19 protein-coding genes are annotated in these 18,307 nt (G+C 66.9%); 13 read left to right on the top strand and 6 right to left on the bottom strand.

Translation table 11 applies throughout. From position 1 onward, the window contains the following. Positions 1 to 108: 108 nt before the first annotated feature. The 5 genes from QRN53_RS16480 (at position 109) to QRN53_RS16460 (ending at position 4,170) form a co-directional block, all read left to right on the top strand. On the top strand, positions 109 to 1,668 hold the full coding sequence (locus tag QRN53_RS16480; RefSeq protein WP_285244915.1) for a PspC domain-containing protein: 1,560 nt from the start codon (positions 109 to 111) through the stop codon (positions 1,666 to 1,668). 1 nt (position 1,669) lies between these two features. After that, entirely contained in the window at positions 1,670 to 1,924 is a 255-nt protein-coding gene (locus tag QRN53_RS16475; protein WP_285244914.1) for a hypothetical protein, read from the top strand. A gap of 3 nt (positions 1,925 to 1,927) precedes the next feature. Beyond that, the gene (locus QRN53_RS16470; RefSeq protein WP_285244913.1) at positions 1,928 to 2,191 is read left to right on the top strand and encodes a PspC domain-containing protein; all 264 of its coding nucleotides are present in this window, start codon (positions 1,928 to 1,930) and stop codon (positions 2,189 to 2,191) included. A gap of 209 nt (positions 2,192 to 2,400) precedes the next feature. Further along, a complete protein-coding gene (locus tag QRN53_RS16465) occupies positions 2,401 to 3,426 on the top strand; it encodes an ATP-dependent 6-phosphofructokinase (protein ID WP_018760481.1) in 1,026 nt (341 codons plus the stop codon). A 27-nt stretch (positions 3,427 to 3,453) separates the two neighbouring features. Beyond that, positions 3,454 to 4,170: a GNAT family N-acetyltransferase gene (locus QRN53_RS16460; RefSeq protein ID WP_285244912.1), complete on the top strand. Its 717-nt coding sequence runs from the start codon at positions 3,454 to 3,456 to the stop codon at positions 4,168 to 4,170. On the opposite strand, the gene QRN53_RS16455 is transcribed toward QRN53_RS16460, so the two are convergent. The 6 genes from QRN53_RS16455 to QRN53_RS16430 all read right to left on the bottom strand — a co-directional run bounded on the left by QRN53_RS16455 (position 4,132) and on the right by QRN53_RS16430 (position 9,568). Next, complete coding sequence (locus QRN53_RS16455) at positions 4,132 to 5,655, bottom strand: DHA2 family efflux MFS transporter permease subunit (RefSeq protein ID WP_285244911.1); 1,524 nt, start codon at positions 5,653 to 5,655, stop codon at positions 4,132 to 4,134. The genes QRN53_RS16460 and QRN53_RS16455 overlap by 39 nt on opposite strands. A 53-nt stretch (positions 5,656 to 5,708) precedes the next feature. Continuing rightward, entirely contained in the window at positions 5,709 to 6,128 is a 420-nt protein-coding gene (locus tag QRN53_RS16450) for an ankyrin repeat domain-containing protein (protein WP_285244910.1), read from the bottom strand. Continuing rightward, a complete protein-coding gene (gene ygfZ, locus QRN53_RS16445; RefSeq protein WP_285244909.1) occupies positions 6,128 to 7,210 on the bottom strand; it encodes a CAF17-like 4Fe-4S cluster assembly/insertion protein YgfZ in 1,083 nt (360 codons plus the stop codon). Before ygfZ ends, QRN53_RS16450 begins: the two co-directional genes overlap by 1 nt. A gap of 58 nt (positions 7,211 to 7,268) precedes the next feature. Continuing rightward, positions 7,269 to 8,003, bottom strand: a complete 735-nt coding sequence (locus QRN53_RS16440) for a flavodoxin family protein (RefSeq protein ID WP_285244908.1) — start codon at positions 8,001 to 8,003, stop codon at positions 7,269 to 7,271. Between the two features lie 17 nt (positions 8,004 to 8,020). Beyond that, the gene (locus QRN53_RS16435; protein WP_285244907.1) at positions 8,021 to 8,629 is read right to left on the bottom strand and encodes a nitrobindin family protein; all 609 of its coding nucleotides are present in this window, start codon (positions 8,627 to 8,629) and stop codon (positions 8,021 to 8,023) included. A 171-nt stretch (positions 8,630 to 8,800) separates the two neighbouring features. Then, positions 8,801 to 9,568, bottom strand: a complete 768-nt coding sequence (locus QRN53_RS16430) for a permease (RefSeq protein ID WP_285244906.1) — start codon at positions 9,566 to 9,568, stop codon at positions 8,801 to 8,803. A 339-nt stretch (positions 9,569 to 9,907) separates the two neighbouring features. On the opposite strand from QRN53_RS16430, the gene QRN53_RS16425 reads away from it, so the two are divergent. The 8 genes from QRN53_RS16425 (at position 9,908) to QRN53_RS16390 (ending at position 18,271) form a co-directional block, all read left to right on the top strand. Continuing rightward, positions 9,908 to 10,606, top strand: coding sequence for a winged helix-turn-helix transcriptional regulator (locus tag QRN53_RS16425; protein ID WP_018769102.1), 699 nt, complete (start codon positions 9,908 to 9,910; stop codon positions 10,604 to 10,606). A gap of 33 nt (positions 10,607 to 10,639) precedes the next feature. Next, positions 10,640 to 11,608: a mycothiol synthase gene (gene mshD / locus QRN53_RS16420; protein ID WP_285244905.1), complete on the top strand. Its 969-nt coding sequence runs from the start codon at positions 10,640 to 10,642 to the stop codon at positions 11,606 to 11,608. Between the two features lie 132 nt (positions 11,609 to 11,740). Beyond that, positions 11,741 to 13,990, top strand: a complete 2,250-nt coding sequence (locus QRN53_RS16415) for an RNA degradosome polyphosphate kinase (protein ID WP_285244904.1) — start codon at positions 11,741 to 11,743, stop codon at positions 13,988 to 13,990. A gap of 8 nt (positions 13,991 to 13,998) precedes the next feature. After that, complete coding sequence (locus QRN53_RS16410) at positions 13,999 to 14,967, top strand: NUDIX hydrolase (protein ID WP_285244903.1); 969 nt, start codon at positions 13,999 to 14,001, stop codon at positions 14,965 to 14,967. Between the two features lie 73 nt (positions 14,968 to 15,040). Next, the gene (locus QRN53_RS16405; protein WP_285244902.1) at positions 15,041 to 16,654 is read left to right on the top strand and encodes a hypothetical protein; all 1,614 of its coding nucleotides are present in this window, start codon (positions 15,041 to 15,043) and stop codon (positions 16,652 to 16,654) included. A gap of 9 nt (positions 16,655 to 16,663) precedes the next feature. Continuing rightward, positions 16,664 to 17,467 carry a thymidylate synthase gene (locus QRN53_RS16400; RefSeq protein WP_175316284.1) on the top strand — a complete coding sequence of 268 codons (804 nt, stop codon included), beginning with the start codon at positions 16,664 to 16,666 and terminating at the stop codon, positions 17,465 to 17,467. Beyond that, positions 17,464 to 18,048: a dihydrofolate reductase gene (locus tag QRN53_RS16395; RefSeq protein ID WP_285244901.1), complete on the top strand. Its 585-nt coding sequence runs from the start codon at positions 17,464 to 17,466 to the stop codon at positions 18,046 to 18,048. Before QRN53_RS16400 ends, QRN53_RS16395 begins: the two co-directional genes overlap by 4 nt. A gap of 4 nt (positions 18,049 to 18,052) precedes the next feature. After that, a complete protein-coding gene (locus QRN53_RS16390; protein ID WP_141159734.1) occupies positions 18,053 to 18,271 on the top strand; it encodes an NF038396 family protein in 219 nt (72 codons plus the stop codon). Positions 18,272 to 18,307 lie beyond the last annotated feature (36 nt).

Raw genomic sequence — 18,307 nt, 5'->3', positions numbered from 1 at the left:
GATCAGGGTTGCCCGGACGGCGTTCCGCGCTTTCCCGGGGGTCGCTCAGGGACCGTTCAGGGTTTCCCCCAGTAGAGCGGGGACGGGCCTGGACGGGAGGATCGAGGTATGAACTCGCAGACCCCTTCCCCCGACGACGAACACCCAACCGAGCCGCTGCCCGGTTCCGGCAGCCAGCGGCCCACCGAGCCGCTGCCGGCTTCCGAGGCGGCTCCTCCGCCCTCGGCGTCGGGCCCCGCCGAAGGCATCCCCGGCGGTTCGCAGGGCGGCCCCACCGCTCCTCCCGCTGCCGACCCCGCGCAGGGCTACGCATTCCATGCCGGCCCCACCCCGCCTGCGCCCTCAAACGACTTCTTTGGCTGGATCCGCAGCCAACGCATCTCCCGCGGCAACGACCGCTGGATCGGCGGCGTCTGCAGCGGCATTGCCCACCGGCTCGGCGTGGACCCCATCATCATCCGCGGCGCCCTTGTTGTCCTGACCCTCCTGGCAGGCATCGGCGTACTGCTCTACGGCCTGGCCTGGGCGTTCCTGCCGGAACCGGACGGCAGGATCCATGTCCAGGAGGCCGGCGCGGGCCGCTGGTCCAGCGGCATGACGGGCGCCCTCATCGCCACGGTCCTGGGATTCACCGGCCTGGGCGGAGGGTTCTGGGGGTGGAGCCATAACGGCTTGAGCGGGCTCCTCTGGACCGTGTTCTGGGTGGCCGGCGCGATCTTCCTGATCTACCACCTGTCCCAGCGCAATAAGGCCCGTCCCACCATGGCCGGCCACGCGCCGGCGGCTCCCGGGGTGCCGTACACCGCGGGACGGCCGGGTTCCGGCCACACGTCATCCTTCTCTGCGGGCACCACATCCGGACCCACCCAGGAATTCCCTCCAGCGCCCGCCTATGGCGGTACCTCCGGTGGGCCTGCCTGGAATAGCCCGGGGGCGGCCGGCGGGACCGGCGGGACCGGCGGCCCCAGCGTGCCCGGCGGCGGAGTTCCCGGCGCGGCCGGATCCCCGGCACCGTGGGTTCCGCCACGGCCGCCCAAGCCCCGGCCGGCCGGCCCGGGGGCGCCCGCCGTCGCCATCGCCACCGGTTCTGCCCTGCTGGTAGGCGGGGGCCTCAAGGCCTTGGACGCGGGGCACGTGATAAACCTCGGCGGTGCCGGCAACGCGGTTGTCTGGGCCAGTGCCGCTGCAGTCCTGGGCCTGGGCATCCTGGTGGCGGGGCTGCGGGGACGGACCTCGGGGATTCTGAGCCTGTTCGCAGTGATCGCCCTGGTCACCGGCGGCGTCTACAACCTGGCGAACGACGGCAGGATGCGTTTCCAGCAGGTGGACTGGAACCCCGCCAGCATCGAGGAGGCCCGCGGCGGGATCGACATCACTGCCGGACGGGGAACCGTGAACCTCACGGCACTGTCCCCCTCCGCCCCGCTGACCTCCGACGTCGTGGTGCCCCTCGATATCACCGCCAGCAACGTAACCGTGGTGATCCCGCAGAACGTGCCCGTGGATATCAAGGCTGACATGACCATGGGGAACCTGAACGAGGTCACCGGCCAGCGCGGCGGGACCACCACACGCGAGAGCAGCTACAACACGGGCAAACCCGGCAACCACCTGGTGGTGCGGATCGATGGCACCTTCAGCAACGTCACTATCCAGGAAGGCAACTGACATGGACAGCAATATTCCGACGACGACGGGCCAAGACCCTGCCGGAGCGGCACCCGCCAGGGTGGGAACCGTGGTGTGGGGCCTGATCGTCCTGGCCTTGGCTGCCCTGATCATCGTGGCGCAACTGGGCATCGTCAGCCTCAACGGGACCTATGTCCTGATCGGCCTCATGATCGGCGCGGGCGTGGCCCTGGTGGCGGGCGGCCTGCTCTCGGCCCGCAAACGTGACAACGACCCAATGAAAAGGAAGTCTTGAACCATGGATAAGTTCTTCGGCATTGTCAGGGGCCTTGGCCTGAAGCGCGGCCCGCAGCGGTGGCTGGGCGGGGTGTTGGGCGGCATCGCGGCCAAACTGAACGTGGACGTGGCCTATGTCCGTATCGCGTTCCTGCTGTTCTGTCTCCTCCCGGGGCCCGCCGTCGTCTTCTACCTGCTGGCGTGGGTGGTGCTGCCGGACCAGCGCGACGGGATCGTGCTGCAAAACTTCCTTGAGCGCCGCTCAATCAACGGGCCCCGCATGTAGCCACGGAAGGCGTCTCACCCCAAGGGGACCGGGCCCCCGCAGTCGTGAACCAATCACGGACGCGGGGGCTTTTTCCTGCCCGAGGTCACCCTGGGGACAGGCACCGCATGTAACCAGTTTGTGTCGTACCCCACACACCCCATTACACTTCTAGGTGAGCTCAGCGTGGCGCTCTGCCTGTAAACCTTCTCCCAGGATTTGAGCTGAACATGAAAATTGGAATCCTTACCAGTGGTGGCGACTGCCCCGGCTTGAACGCCGTGATCCGCGGCGCCGTGCTGAAGGGCATCGCCATCCACGGCCACGAATTCGTCGGATTCCTCGATGGCTGGCGCGGTGTGGTGGAGGGTGACATCATCGACATCCCCCGCACCATGGTCCGCGGCATCGCCAAACAAGGTGGCACCATCCTGGGCACCTCCCGCACCAACCCGTTTGAAAACGGCGGTGGTCCCGAGGCCATCAAGGCCCACATGGACCGGCTGGGCATCGACGCCATCATCGCGATCGGTGGTGAGGGTACGCTCGCTGCCGCCAAACGCCTGACCGACGCCGGGTTGAAGATTGTCGGTGTCCCCAAGACCGTGGACAACGACCTCGACGCCACCGACTACACCTTCGGCTTCGATACGGCCGTCCAGATCGCCACCGAAGCGATTGACCGGCTCCGCACCACCGGCGAATCGCACCACCGCTGCATGATCGCCGAAGTCATGGGCAGGCACGTGGGCTGGATTGCCCTGCACGCCGGCATGGCCGCGGGTGCGCACGCAATCCTCATCCCGGAGCAGAAAGTCAGCATCGAGCAGATCACCGAGTGGGTCAATGAAGCCCACGCCCGCGGCCGCGCACCCTTGGTGGTCGTGGCTGAGGGCTTTGTCCCCGAGCACATGGAGAGCCCGCACTCCGAGCGCGGCCTGGACACGTTCGGCCGGCCCCGGCTGGGCGGCATCGCCGACCAGCTGGCACCCGAGCTGGAGGCCCGGACCGGCATCGAGACCCGTGCAACCATCCTGGGCCACATCCAGCGAGGGGGCGTACCGTCCGCCTTCGACCGCGTCCTGGCCACCCGGCTGGGCATGGCAGCCATCGATTCCGTGGTGGAAGGCTACTGGGGCACCATGGTGGCGCTGAAGGGAACCGACATCCACCACGTCGCCTTCCAGGAAGCCCTGGGCCAGCTGAAGACCGTCCCGCAGAACCGGTACGACGAGGCCGCCGTCCTGTTCGGATAAGCCGCCGGGCCGCCCTAGGCTGGGACCATGACACTCGATCCCGGCTCTGCTGCCATCATCCAGTTGGCGTGGGCGCGCCGGCTGGGCCTCGACGACGACGCATTCGGGACCGCGCTTGCCTCGAGCGAACGGATTGTCCGGGCCGACGAGTCTGCGCGGACCGTTGAGTTCGTTCGGCTTTTCGGAAGTTCGGTTCTGGTTGGGCCGCAGAGCGTGATCGACGCCGCCGCCGGCATCCCGGACGAAGAGATGGCCCAGCACGTGACTCTTCTTACCTTGACCAGGGACCAGGGCGGTTACGGCCTGGGCGCGGCAGCCCTGTTCTTCGCCGACGATTTGCCCCTGCAGCAGCCCGCCGAGGAGCTCACTGTGTCCCACGGCAATCCCGAGGCCATTGAGCTTGAGGGCCGCTGCCCGCCGGATGATGTCAACGAAGTTGGCCTCTCCGACCTGGAGAACCGGTACACGATCGTCCACGAGCAGGACGGCAGGCGCGTTCCCCTGGCCTGCGGTGCCTACGGCGAGTGGGAAGGCCTGCTGGCCAATATGGGTGTATTGGTGGACCCCGAGTGGCGCCGCCGCGGCCTCGGTTCCCTGGCGGGCTCCATTGCAGCCCATGAAGCACTCGCAGCGGGGCTCACCCTGCAGTGGCGTGCGGACGTCAGCAACACCGGATGCCTCGCGCTGGCCCGGAAGCTGGGCCTCTCAGCCGGCGGAATCCAGACCAGCGTCCACCTTCGCTGACGGCTGGCCCTGGGCCGGCGCGCCCCAACCCTGCACAGGCTGCGGCTTTGCGAAGAACAACGCCACGGCTGCGCCCACCAGGATCACCCCGGCGGGAAGCAGGATGGACTGGCCCATCGCCGTCGAAAATCCGCTGTGCAGGAACTCGGGCAGGGAGCCGCCCATCGCCAGGCCCTCGCCGGCAGAACCGCCGGGGCCTCCCGCGGGGAGTTCGGCCGCGAGCCGCGACTGGATGAGCACCGCGATGGCGGCGCTGCCCAGGACCGCGCCGATCTGGCGGGTTGTGTTGTAGACACCAGATCCGGCCCCTGCCTGCCGTGGCGGCAGGTTCCTGGTGGCGGTGGTGCTCAACGGCGCCCAGATGCCCGCGTTGGCGAAGCCCAGGACGGCGCTGGGCAGCAGGAACATGAGGATGGGCGTGTCGGGCTGCATCAGGGCTGAGTTCCAGAGCAGCGCCACAGCCATCAGGACGAGCCCGGTGGCGGTGATGTATTTGGGGTTGACGCGGTCCACCAGCTTGCCCACGACGGGCGCCAGGCCGCCGGAAATCAGTGCCATGGGCACCATCATCAGGGCGGACTGGGTGGGAGTCAGGCCCCGGACCAGCTGGTAGTAGAAGATCAGCGGCAGGCTGAAGGCGGTCACCGTGAAGCCCACCGTGGTGATTCCGATGTTGGCGAGCGAAAAGTTCCGGTCCTTGAAGAGCGCCAGGGGCAGGAGCGGCTCACCCTTGTTGAAGCGCTGCCACGCCACGAAGGCCGCAAGCACCACGATGCCGGCGATGATCAGGCCCCACACGCTGATGGGACCGGTGATGGTGCCCCAGTTGTAGGTCTCGCCTTCCTGGATGCCAAACACCAGCAGGAACAGGCCGACGGCGCTGAGCAGTACCCCGGGGATGTCGAACTTGTGCGGGTGGGTGCTCAGTGCCGGGACGTTGCGCCATGCCAGGATGAAGCCGACCAGGCCAACCGGGACGTTGATGAAGAAGATCCACTCCCAGCCGAGCCCGTCCACCAGGACGCCGCCCAGGATGGGCCCGACCAGGGTCGCCATGCCGGCGGTGGCACCCCAGACCGCCATGGCGGAGCCGCGGCGGTCCGGCGGGAAGATCCGGGTGATGACCGCCATGGTCTGCGGGGTCATCATGGCGGCGCCGAGCCCCTGGAGCACACGGGCAGCGATCAGGACCCGGACGTCGCCGGACAGGCCGCACCACAGCGACGCGAGCGTAAAGACCACCAGGCCGGAGAGGTACAGCTTCTTCGGCCCGAACCTGTCGCCGAGGCGGCCCGTGATCAGCAGCGGAACAGCGTAGGCCAGCAGGTAGGCGCTGGTGACCCAGATGACCGCGTTGATGTCCGCATGCAGGCCTTCCATGATCCGGGGATTGGCCACGGAAACGATGGTGGTGTCGATCAGGATCATGAAGAACCCGATCACCAGGGACCACAGTGCCGGCCAGGGCTTCGCTACGTTTTCCACTTGGTCATCCTTTGAAAGTTTCGTGTTGGTGCCGGGCGCGCCCGGCGTCTTCGCTAGCCCAGCAGATCCAGGATTTCCGCGCGGGCAAACATCTGCGCGGCGGCGCGTGCCGACGGCGTTCCAGCGTCGGGATCGGCTCCCGCGCCCAGGAGGGCCCGGGCCACGTCCGGGTAACCCTTGAAGGCTGCCCCGGCAAGCGGGGTCTGGCCCCGGTCATTGGCGGTGTTGGGGTTGGCGCCGTGCTGCAGGAGCAACACCACCGTATCCGCGTGGCCGTGGTAGGCGGCCAGCATCAGCAGGGAGTCGCCTGTGGCGTTGGTCATGGTTGCCGGCGCCCCGGCTTCAAGGTAGGCGCCGAGCAGGGCGTCGTTGCCGTCGCGGGCGGCCTGGAACAGCGTGTGCGCCAGCGCCACCGCGGCGTCGTTGTCCTCCATGGCCTCTGCCGCTGTTCCCGGTGCGGTGTGGTCTGTCATCAGCGTGGGCCTCTCAGGAATCCGGTCTGCCGCCCGACAACCTGGCCGGCGTCCGGGGCGACAATGAGCTCCTGGACAGCCGGATACGGTTCATCGCCGTCCAGGACCGTCAGTATTTCATCCGGCGCCACGGAGCGCTTTATGACCGCGAGCGCCACGGGACCCATTTCATGGTGTTGTGCCACGGAGGTCACCGCTCCTACCTTGCGCTCCCCTGCCATGACCGGGCTGCCGGCGGCGGGCAGTGTGTGCTGTGAACCGTCCAGCTGCAGGAAGACAAGCCGGCGCGGGGGGTGGCCCAGGTTGTGCACGCGGGCGATGGTTTCCTGCCCCTTGTAGCAGCCTTTGGCCAGGTGCACTGCGGTACGCAGCAGGTCGAGTTCGTGCGGAATGGTCTTGTCATCGGTTTCGGCGCCGATCCTGGGACGCCAGGCGGCGACGCGGAGGGCTTCGGCTGCGAGTACTCCGGCCAGCGGACGGCCATCGACGGCGGCCTCGAGTTCCGCGGCCGGGATGAGGTATTCGAACCAGGGACGCTCGAGGCCCGGGTGGCTTTCCTCGGAGACAGTGGCGTAGGAGTAGCCTCCCGCCGAAACGTGCGGCCAGGGGTCCTGCCAGGCGAGGCGGCCGGACCAATCGGGAACGGCTTTGGTGCTCCCCACCACCGCCCATTCGGCGGAGGCGTCGGCGATCTCCACGCGCAGCATGAACTTCATCCGGTTCAGGTACTCAGCCAGCGGTGCAGCCTCGGCGGCCTCCACGATCAACCAGGTGGTCACGTCGTCGTCAACAACCCGGGCATCAAAGTCGATGCGCCCCTGGACGCTGAGGAGCAACAGTTCGCTGGACTCACCCGGCGCCAGGGCTGCCACCTGCTGGGACGAGAGGGTATTGAGCCAGCTCAGCCTGTCCGGTCCGGTGACGGTGACTACACCGCGGTGTGACAGGTCGACGACGGCGGTTCCGGCAGCGAGGGCGCGCTGCTCGCGCAACGGCTCGCCGTAGTGGGCGGCGACACCGGCGTCGGGGCCGGCGGCCTCAACGGCGCCGGGACGCGACAACAAAGGGCTGGGCGTACTCATATTGGCGGCAACGTCCTTTAGCAGCGGGGTATTCCGGGGTGTGCAGGTTCAGCCAACGCTAGCGGTATTCCGGGTTCTCAAAATCGAACCGCGTACCGGCCGCCCATTCACCCGGCAGGTTGCCGTAGGCCGGGTAGCCTCCGGCATCCTTGAGGATCCTGGCCAGGTGCAGGAGGTTCCACGTCATGAACGTCGTGTTCCGGTTGGTGAAGTCTGTCTTCGGGCCACCGGAGCCCTCGTCCAGGTAGCTGGGGCCGGGTCCTACCGGCCCGATCCACCCGGCGTCGGCCTGCGGCGGGATACTGAAGCCGATGTGTTGGAGGCTGTAAAGGACGTTCATGGCACAGTGCTTGATGCCGTCCTCGTTCCCGGTGATCAGGCAGCCGCCCACCTTCGGGTAGAACGCCCACTGGCCCTGGCTGTTGAGCTGGCCTGAGTGGGCGTAGAGGCGCTCGATCAGCTTCTTGGTCTGGGACGAGTTGTCGCCCAGCCAGATGGGGCCGGCCACCACCACGATGTCCGCTTCCTGGACGGCGGGGTAAATCTCCGGCCATTCATCGGTGGCCCAGCCGTACTGGGTCATGTCCGGGTAGACGCCCGTGGCAATGTCGTGGTCGACAGTGCGGATGAGCTTGGTACTGACGCCCTGCTTCTCCATGATCCGGCGGCTGATGGTGATCAGCCCTTCGGTGTTGGAGGTCTGGGGTGACTTCTTCAGGGTGCCGTTGAAGAAGACGGCCTTGAGGTCGCTGTAGCTGGTGGGCTTGCCTACGTGTTCCGTTCCGTCTTCCATGGCGGGGCCTTTCCGGGTCAGGAAACTCTTTTCAGGAATGCAGAGGCGTGGGCCTCCAGCCCTTTTCCGGCCTCTCCACCCGTTGCCACGTCCCACCGCCACAAAAGGTTCCCGTCCACCAGGCCGAAGATCCGGGTAGCGGCACTGTAATCCTTGGAATGGCTGCCGCGCATCACCATGTCGGTGGTCAGCTGGATCTGCGGTCCCTTGATCTGGCCGTAGTACAGCTCCGTGATGCCGCCGGGATGGGCGATGGATACGGAGATGTCGAAGCCGCCGTCCTTGTTGCGCAGCGCTTCCACCTCGTCGGCGCTCTTCAACACGGGAACGATGTCTGCCGGCACCAGCCCCGGGCCGCCGTCGGCGTCCAGCTGCTTGCGCTCCAGCGCCCAGAAGCCGGTCTCGACGGTGAGCGGCCGCAGCCGCGTTCCCTCGTCGTCGGTCAACCAGCTTTCGGCGCGGTACTGGAGGTACGGCAGTCCGTTGTGGGTGAAGGACACGTGCTGCAGGAAGTGCTCGGAATCCTCGTCACCGCTGCCCAGCCGGCCGCGTCCCTCCCACTCACCAATGAGCCAGGAAAGGGGGACGAGTTCGGGGGTCAGGTCTGTTGGAATCTCAATGGGCACTGTCTATTACCTCGAGATACGGCGGTGGGAAAGGATGTGGCTACTTCTGGCCTTTGAAGAGGCGGTAGACCACGAAACCGGCAAACCAGGCCATGGAAACGCTCGCGATACCGAGCAGGACGAGGAAGAAGATTTCAAATGCAAGTACGGACATGGTGCAATCCTAACCCGTTAGTAGATGAGTAGTTTGTCTATGAAGTACGCCAGGGATCCGACAGCTGAGACCGGCGCCAGGCCCATGCTCAACGCTGCCAGCATATTCAATGGTGCCCCCCGGAGCGTGGCGAGCCTGCGGAAGCTGGCCAGGACCGCCCCGACAATGACGCCGAAGACGGCGGCCGGCAGGACGGCAATGTCCGAGAGGACCAGCCCGGCAAGCGGTCCGGCAAGTCCGGCCAGGACTATGCCCAGGGGCGCGATGATGCTGTCCGGCCATTGGATGAGTCCGGCAAGCAAAGCCACGGCGGCGCTGATCGCGGCCACCAGGAGCATTTCGCGGACGCCGTTGAACCGGGCGCCTGCTATCCAGCCCGCGCCGAGGCAGGACAGGAGGACACCGACGCAGCACCCGAGCGTGGACTCCAGCCGTTGCGCCTGCCCGGTTCCGCGGATGAGTTGCACTACGAAGACGGCCATCATGCCCAAGGCGACGAAGGCGGGGGTCCAGTCGAGGTAGCCGGGCGGGGGCGCCACGGAGGCGGAGACCGCGGCCGCGGCGCCCGGCAGGGCGATGACGGCGGCCAGGGTCTTTTTCGCGGGGATGCGCAGGAAATGGGGCCACCCGATGCCTACGGCTGCTGCGATCAGGATGCCGACGGCGGCCAGGGCTTCCGAGGAGGCATAGACACCGGCGATGATCGCGATGAGCCCGGCGATCCCGACGACTCCGATGGTCCAGGAACCAAGGGACCGCACAGGTGACTGCAGTTCCGCCGTCATCCGGGGCCCGGCCTGTGCGTTGTCGGTGCACTCACTGCGCTGATTTCCCATCCTGGCGTCGGGTGGAAGGCTGGTCCGCCCCCTCATGGCAGGGCTGGTCCGCCCTGGTCCAATCCTGCCCTATGTGAACCGCTTATGTCGCAAAACGTTCCTGTCCAGGCCCCGAATCTGTGGCTTGGAAGGGGGCGCCGGGTATACTCAAAGTTCAGCTACGCTCCCTGCTGAGGTGGCTGGCCGGCGGCTTGCTGACGGACCAAAACCTCCCGCAGGAAGCCAGTACCGGCCGGTGAGAATCCGGTTCAGTCGCCCAATGATGCGCGGACGGCCCTTGGAGGAACAATGTCGCACATCCTGTTACTGACGAACAGCACCGGTTCTTCGGTGGACATCCTGCCTGCCCTCGAGCTGCTGAACCACCGGGTCCATATCCTTCCCGCCGAACCCACTGCCCTGCTGGAAACGGACCCGTGCGACATCGTCCTGCTGGATGCGCGCAAGGACCTCGTGGGCGCCCGTTCCCTCACCCAGCTCCTGAAGGCCACCGGCCTCAGCGCACCGCTTGTCCTGATCCTCACCGAGGGCGGCATGGCCGCGGTTTCCTCCGCGTGGGCCGTTGACGACATCGTCCTTGATTCCGCCGGACCCGCCGAAGTTGAAGCGCGCATCCGGCTGTCCGTAGCCCGGGCCGTACCGGAGCAGGAGGACGCACCCAGCGAAATCCGGGCCGCCGGTGTGATCATCGACGAAGCAAGCTACACGGCACGGGTCAACGGCGCACCGCTGAACCTGACGTTCAAGGAGTTCGAGCTCCTCAAGTACCTGGCACAACACCCGGGCAGGGTCTTCACACGCCAGCAGCTGCTCACGGAAGTCTGGGGCTACGACTACTACGGCGGCACCCGCACCGTTGATGTCCACGTCCGCCGGCTCCGCGCCAAGCTCGGCGCGGACCACGAGAACCTGATCAGCACCGTCAGGAACGTCGGCTACCGCCTCACCCTGGTCAGGCAGCAGGAAGACGAACTGACCGAAGCCTGAGCCCGGCCCGCCTTTGCCGTATAGCCTTGGCTCATGACTCCAGCGCATCCGCAGAAGTGGCCCGTCCATGTCGTCCGGGGCGGGGTTGACCAGCAGCTCCTGAAAGACTGCCGCGACCTCCTGGCGGCAGCCGAGGAATCGGACGGCAATCCCTCGATCTCCGAACAGACCCTGGTGACCATGCGCGCCGGCGACTCCCCGGACCACGCCCTGCTGACGCTGGCCCTGTACGCGCCGGACGAGGACTCCGATCCCGCCACAGGCCAGGACCTGGCCGGATTCGCCGTCGTGGTGGACGAACCGGACGGTACCGGTGTCCTGGAAATCGCCGTGCACCCCTCGTACCGGAACCAGGGCGTGGCCGACCGGCTGGTGGGCGCGCTCAAGGAGGTGCGGGGATTCGACGGCTTGAAGGCCTGGTCCCACGGCAACCACGAGGCCGCCGCGGACCTCGCGGCCCGCTACGGCTACGCGCCCGTGCGCGAATTGTGGAAGATGCGGATGACGACGGCGGGCGCGGACCTGCCCGACGCCGGGCTGCCGGAAGGCGTGGCCATCCGTGCCTTCGTGCCCGGCAAGGATGAGGAGGCGTGGCTCGCGGCCAACCGGGCGGCGTTCGCGCACCACCCCGAGCAAGGAAACCTGACCCGCGCGGACCTGGACGCCCGGATGGCGGAGGACTGGTTTGATCCTGCAGGCTTCTTCCTCGCCGAAGACCGTGACGGCCGTTTGCTCGGCTACCACTGGACCAAGGTCCACCCGCGCCACGGAGGTCATCCGGCAATCGGCGAAGTCTATGTGGTGGGCGTTGCGCCGGAAGCGCAGGGCCTCGGCCTGGGGAAGGCCCTCACGATCGCCGGCATCAAGCATTTGCGCGACTCAGGACTGAACGGGGTCATGCTCTATGTGGATGCGGACAATACTGCGGCCGTTGCCTTGTACCGGCGGCTGGGGTTCACCCGGTGGGACATGGACGTCATGTACGGCCCGGCTGCCGGCTAGGTTAAGGACGCCGGAACATCGCCCGGCGGTGGGTGAAACAGGGCCGTGGGGCGGGTGAATGCTTGTAAGGTTGGAAGGGAGCCGTGCGGGGCGGAAGCGCCGGCACCACAGCGCCAGCCATAAGGAGAAGCCATGAACCCGGAACGCTCCGGAACAGCCACGTCCCAGGATGTTGCGTCGCCTGCGCGTGCGCGTTTCGGCTCCTCCGAGGTCCCTGCGGCAAGGGCCACCCAGGACCGCATCGACATCCCGGAATTCGCACCCAACCTCAAGCCTGAGGGCGACATCCGGCCGGACCGTTTCCTGGACCGCGAACTGAGCTGGCTCGCCTTTAATTCGAGGGTGCTGGAACTGGCCGAGGACCCCACCCTGCACCTCTTGGAACGCGTCAGCTTCCTGTCCATCTTCGCCTCCAATCTGGACGAGTTCTTCATGGTCCGCGTTGCCGGCCTTAAACGCCGGATCGCCACCGGCCTGGCCGTTCCCTCCCCCGCCGGTCTGAGCCCCGTGGAGGTGCTGGAGCGGATCAGCGAGGAAGCCCACCGGCTGCAGCAGCGGCACGCCCAGGTTTTCGCCGACCAGATCCGCCCGGCACTGGCGTACGAGCACATCCACGTCATGCAGTGGGGCGAACTGGACGACGCCGCCCAGCAGCAGCTCAGCGTGATGTTTGCCGAGAAGGTGTTCCCAATTCTGACGCCGTTGGCGGTGGACCCGGCGCACCCGTTCCCCTACATCTCAGGCCTGTCACTGAACCTTGCCGTCGTGGTCAGGAACCCGGTCAGCGACAAGGAACTGTTCGCCCGCGTCAAAGTGCCGGACCAGCTGCCCCGCCTGATTTCCATCGACGGGCCGCGGGCCGGCGCAGTCCCCGGACGGGTGGCACGGTTCATCGCCCTTGAGGAAGTCATTGCGGTCCACCTGGACAAGCTCTTCCCGGGCATGGAAGTTCTGGAGCACCACACGTTCCGCGTTACCCGCAATGAGGACGTGGAGGTGGAAGAGGACGACGCCGAGAACCTCCTGCAGGCGCTCGAGAAGGAACTGCTGCGCCGCCGCTTCGGCCCGCCGGTGCGGCTTGAGGTCACCACGGACATCAACCCGAACATCCGCGCCCTCCTGATCCGCGAACTTGGGGTCGAAGAGTCCGAGGTGTATTCGGTCCCCGCGCCGCTGGACATGCGCGGGCTGTCGGTGATTGCCGGAATCGACCGTGCCGACCTCCACTACCCCAAGCACATGCCGCACACCTCGCGGTACCTGAACGAATCCGAAACCTCCAAGGCCGCCAACGTTTTCGCCGCCATGCGGCGACGGGACATCCTGCTGCACCACCCGTACGATTCCTTCTCCACCTCGGTGCAGGCATTCCTGGAGCAGGCGGCGTCGGACCCCAAGGTCCAGGCGATCAAGCAGACCCTCTACCGCACGTCCGGGGACTCCCCCATTGTGGACGCCCTGATCGACGCCGCCGAGGCAGGCAAGCAGGTCCTGGCCCTGGTGGAAATCAAGGCACGCTTCGACGAGCAGGCCAACATCTCCTGGGCCCGGAAGCTGGAGCAGGCCGGCGTGCATGTGGTGTACGGCATCGTCGGCCTGAAGACGCACTGCAAGCTTTCGCTGGTGGTACGCCAGGAAGTCGACGGGCTGCGCCGGTACTGCCACATCGGCACCGGCAACTACCACCCCCGCACCGCCCGCTACTACGAGGACCTGGGCCTCCTGACCGCGAACGAGCAGGTGGGCGAGGACCTTTCCAAGCTGTTCAACCAGCTCTCCGGCTACGCCCCCAAGTCCACCTTCAAGCGTTTGCTCGTGGCACCCCGGTCAGTCCGGTCCGGACTCATCGACCGGATCGAGACGGAGATCCGCAACGCGAGGGCCGGCGTGCCCGGCCATGTGCAGATCAAGGTCAACTCGATGGTGGACGAGGCCATTATCGATTCGCTGTACCGTGCCTCGCAGGCCGGAGTGAAGGTGGACGTTATCGTCCGCGGCATCTGTTCGCTGCGCCCGGGGGTCCCGGGACTGAGCGAAAACATCACGGTGCGCTCCATCCTGGGCAGGTTCCTCGAGCACTCACGGGTCTTCGCTTTTGCCAATGGCGGCGACCCCGTGGTGTACATCGGTTCCGCGGACATGATGCACCGCAACCTGGACCGCCGGGTGGAGGCCCTGGTCCAGCTGAGCAGTGCCGACGACATCACCTATGTCCTGGACCTCCTGCGGCGCTACATGGACCCGGAAACGTCCAGCTGGCACTTGGACAACGAAGGCGCGTGGACGCGGCACCACCTTTCGGACGACGGCGAGCCGCTTGAGGATGTCCAGTCCTGGCTGCTGGCATCCCGGCCGCGGCAGCGCACCCTGAGCCGGCGCTAGGCAGCGCATTGTCGAGCGATGCACTCGTAGCCGACCAGACTGACCACCCGGGGGAACCCGTAGCCGTGACGGCTGCGGGTGCCATCCCGTGGCGGGTCACCAAGGACCGGCTGGAAGTCCTGTTGATCCACCGGCCGCGCTATGACGACTGGTCATGGCCCAAGGGAAAGATTGACGACGGCGAGACCGTCCCCGAATGCGCTGTGCGGGAGGTGCGCGAGGAGATTGGACTCGAGGCGCCCCTGGGAATTCCCTTGCCGCCCATCCACTACCACGTCGCTTCAGGCCTCAAGAAGGTCTACTACTGGGCGGTCAAAGTCAACGGCAATGGCCTGGTTCCGGACGGCAAGGAGGTGGACAGCGTGATGTGGTGCGGGCCCGAGAAGGCGGCCCGGCTGCTGTCCAACCCGTCCGACGTCGGCCCTTTGGAGTACCTGCGGGACGCGCATGAGCGCGGCAGCCTGGACACGTGGCCCCTGGTGGTGCTCCGCCACGCCAAGGCCAAACCCCGCTCATCCTGGAGCAAGGCGGAAGGTGAGCGGCCCCTGGCCGCCACCGGGACCCGCCAGGCGCAGGCCGTTGGAAGGCTCCTGCAGGCATGGAAGCCGATGCGCGTGGTTACCAGCCCGTGGCTGCGCTGCGTTGCCACCGTTGCCCCGTACGCACGGGCTACGGGAGCGAAGGTGAAGCTCGCCGAGGGACTGACCGAGCACAGGCACCAGCGCAGCCCGCGGAAGACGGCCGCCGTCATCGAATCCCTCTTTGACAAGCAGCGGCCGGTGGTTGCCTGCACCCACCGGCCCGCCCTGCCAACAGTGCTCAAGCAGCTTGCCGGCCACATGCCTTCACACCTGGCGAAATTGTTGCCGGCGGACGAGCCCTTCCTCTCCCCCGGCGAGCTCGTGGTATGCCATGTAACGCAGGGCGGGAAGAAGCGGATCGTGGCGGTGGAACAGTTCAAGCCGTTTGACGACTAGCCACACTTCGGCTTGACCCCGGGCTCCCGTCCGTCTTGACTGGGTGGACTACGCACTGTTCTGGGGGGATAACGTGCACGCTGCCACTCTCGCTGTTGTCGACGACTTTCCGCTGCCGGCGCTGCTCTGGCCGGTCGTTCTTGCCGGCGTTGTGTACTGGCTGCTTTCGCGGGTGATCCGGAGGGCAAGGGATGGCAGCCCACGGGCTTCGGCGTCGCGGCACGCATTCCTGACGGGCCTGATCGGATGGCTTGCCAGTTCCCTGGTTCCGGCCGCGAACGCAGGAATTATCCCCCTTCCCCACTCGGCGGCCGCTCCGGTGGATATCCTCCCTGCCCTTGCATGGCCGGTCCTCGGCTGCGTGGCCGCACACGCGCTGGGGCAGGCCAGCTACCCCAAGGCACGCGCCAGGCCGGTCCTGCAGAGCGGAAAACCTCCCAGGCTCCGGGGGTTCGTTTCCCGTCCGCTCGCCTGGACGGTGGCGGTGATCTTCCTCCTGTCCGCTGCCCAGATCGCTTGGACGTACACGCTGCCCGGTTTCGCTCCCCTTGAGTACGGGTCACGTCCGGATGGTGACGGCGGCTATGCCACCTTCGGCGGGGAAGGCCGAATCGCCGGAATGGACTTGGGGACGTACCTGGGTGCGGCGTTGGTCATCCTGGCAGGGGGAACCCTCGCCGTGCTGTTCCTGACCAGCCGCAGGGCGCCGGTAGACGGACTCGCTCCGGGACCGGACAGGCTCCTGCGAACCATCACCTCGAACCGCCTGCTCCGTACGGTGGCGACCATCGCGTCCGGGTTGGCGGCCATTGCGGGGAACCACGCAGCCCGGCCCGATCCGTCCACCGGACCGTCCAACTGGTTCAACCCGGCAGGGGCCCTGAACCTGGCTGTCCTGCTGCTGATGCTGTTGTGGGCCCCGCCGAGGCTTCCCGGACCATCGCCGGTCCCGGGGAAGGGCGCGGCGGGAGGGCAACCGGTGACCAGACTCATGGTGTCGATCGGCGCGACCATGGGACTGGCCGCATTCCTGCCCGTGCCCGCAGCAATTTTCGCCCCGGGAGCGTTTGCGGGGCAGCCGGCGGTCTTCGTTGCCGCGTCGGCGTGCGGCGTCCTGGCGGTTGTTTCACTCGGCGAGCTGTTGGTCCACCGGAACTACGGAACCCCGGAAGAGCCCCGCAGTTGGCCGCGCCACGCGATTGCACCCGGCATGGCCGGCACCCTCGTGGTGGCTGCGGCCGTATTTGTGGCTGTTGTGCTTGTGGTGGCCTGGCGCCGGATGGGGCCGGAAGTGGGGCCGTCCTGGCAGGTGACGGCGTGGAGCAGCGCAGGAATCGTGCTCGTTGCCAGTGTTCCGTTGGTCCTGGCCCGGCGTCGGAGCAGCGTCCCGGGGCCGGTTCCGGGGCTGGACGCCGCGCTTCGAGCCATCACTGTGCACCGCGTGGTCCGGACTCTGGCCGCGTTCCTGGCCGCCCAGGCAGGGGTGCTGCTGATGGCCGCCGGGCCACAGCTGCAGCGGCCGTCGCCCCCGGGCCTGGAGCGGTGGGACGTCCTGTGGCAGGTGTCCCCCGCCCTCGGTGCTTTGCTGGCCGCCGCTGCCGTGGTCATCGCCGTGATCCCGGTGGCAGCGGTTGGCCCGCGTCATGGCGCGGCGTCTACGCAGCCCTTGGTCCCCGCTGCAAAGTAGACTTGGGGCGTGAGCATCCCTACGCCTTATGAAGACCTCCTGCGCGATGTCCTGGCCACCGGCACCCATAAATCGGACCGCACGGGCACCGGAACCACCAGCGTTTTCGGGCGCCAGATCCGCTTTGACCTCTCCAAGAGTTTCCCGCTGATCACCACCAAGCGGGTCCACTTCAAGTCCGTGGCGGTGGAGCTCCTGTGGTTCCTGCGCGGCGAGACCAACATCAAGTGGATGACGGACCAGGGCGTCACCATCTGGAACGAGTGGGCGGATGAGGACGGCGACCTCGGCCCGGTTTACGGCGTGCAGTGGCGAAGCTGGCCCACCCCTGACGGCGGCCACATCGACCAGATCGCTGAACTCATTGAGAACCTGAAGTCGAATCCGGACTCCCGCCGGCACATCGTGTCAGCGTGGAACGTCTCCGAACTCAATGACATGGCGCTCCCGCCCTGCCACGCGTTCTTCCAGTTCTACGTGGCCAACGGCAAGCTGTCCTGCCAGCTTTACCAGCGCTCCGCTGACATGTTCCTGGGAGTGCCGTTCAACATCGCTTCCTATGCGCTGCTGACCTGCATGGTCGCCCAGCAGGTGGGGCTTGAGCCCGGCGAATTCGTGTGGACCGGCGGGGACGTGCACATCTACGAGAACCACATGGACCAGGTCCTCAAGCAGCTGGAACGCGAGCCCTACGAGTACCCGCAGCTGAAGATCACCCGCAAGCCTGCCTCGATCTTCGACTACACGCTGGAAGACTTCGACGTGGTGGGCTACCAGCACCACCCCACCATCAAGGCGCCGATCGCCGTATGAGCACCGAAAACTTCACCGATCCCCAGTCCTTCACCGAGGAGCTGGCCGCCTCAACCACCGGCGTCGGCCTGGTCTGGGCACAGACCTCCGACGGGGTCATCGGCAAGGACGGGGACATGCCCTGGCACCTGCCGGAGGACCTCAAGCATTTCAACCGGCTCACCACCGGGCACCCCGTGATCATGGGCCGGAAGACCTGGCTGTCCTTCCCGGACAAGTACCGTCCGCTGCCCGGACGCACCAACATCGTCATCACCCGGCAACAGGGCTGGGCCAACACGCCCGAGGCGGAGGGCGCCGTCGTGGTTCCCTCCCTGGATGACGCGCTCCTTGAGTCGCAGTTCGTCGACGGCGGCGAGACCGTCTGGATCCTGGGCGGCGGTGAGGTCTTCCGCCAGTCCACGGACCTCGCCAACGTTGCGGTGGTCACCACCATCGATATGAAGGCCGACGGCGACACCTTCGCCCCGGAGCTCGGCACCAGTTGGGAGGCCACCGCCTCCGTCCCGCCGGACGGGTGGCTGACGGCCGCCAACGGCACACGCTACCGATTCACCAAATGGTCACGGACCGAGGGCTAGGAACATGCTGAAGAAACCGGAAACCCTGTTCGTCCTGGGTTACATGCTGCTGCCCCTGCTGGCGCTGCTCTCCGCGATCGTGGGGCTCACCATGATCCTGGGCGGCAACAAGATCGCCGGAGCCATTGTGCTGGTGGTGGTCACACAGGTGTTCACCTTCGGGGCGTTCTTCGCCCTGCGTGCGCGGAAGGCAGCGGTGCTGGAGCAGTCGGACCAGGGCTAGGGCTTTCGGCAGCGGCATGGGAAGGACACCCCATCG

The organism is Pseudarthrobacter sp. fls2-241-R2A-127 (assembly GCF_030209355.1).
Classification (GTDB): Bacteria; Actinomycetota; Actinomycetes; order Actinomycetales; family Micrococcaceae; genus Arthrobacter.
This window is presented reverse-complemented; position numbering and strand designations above follow the sequence as displayed.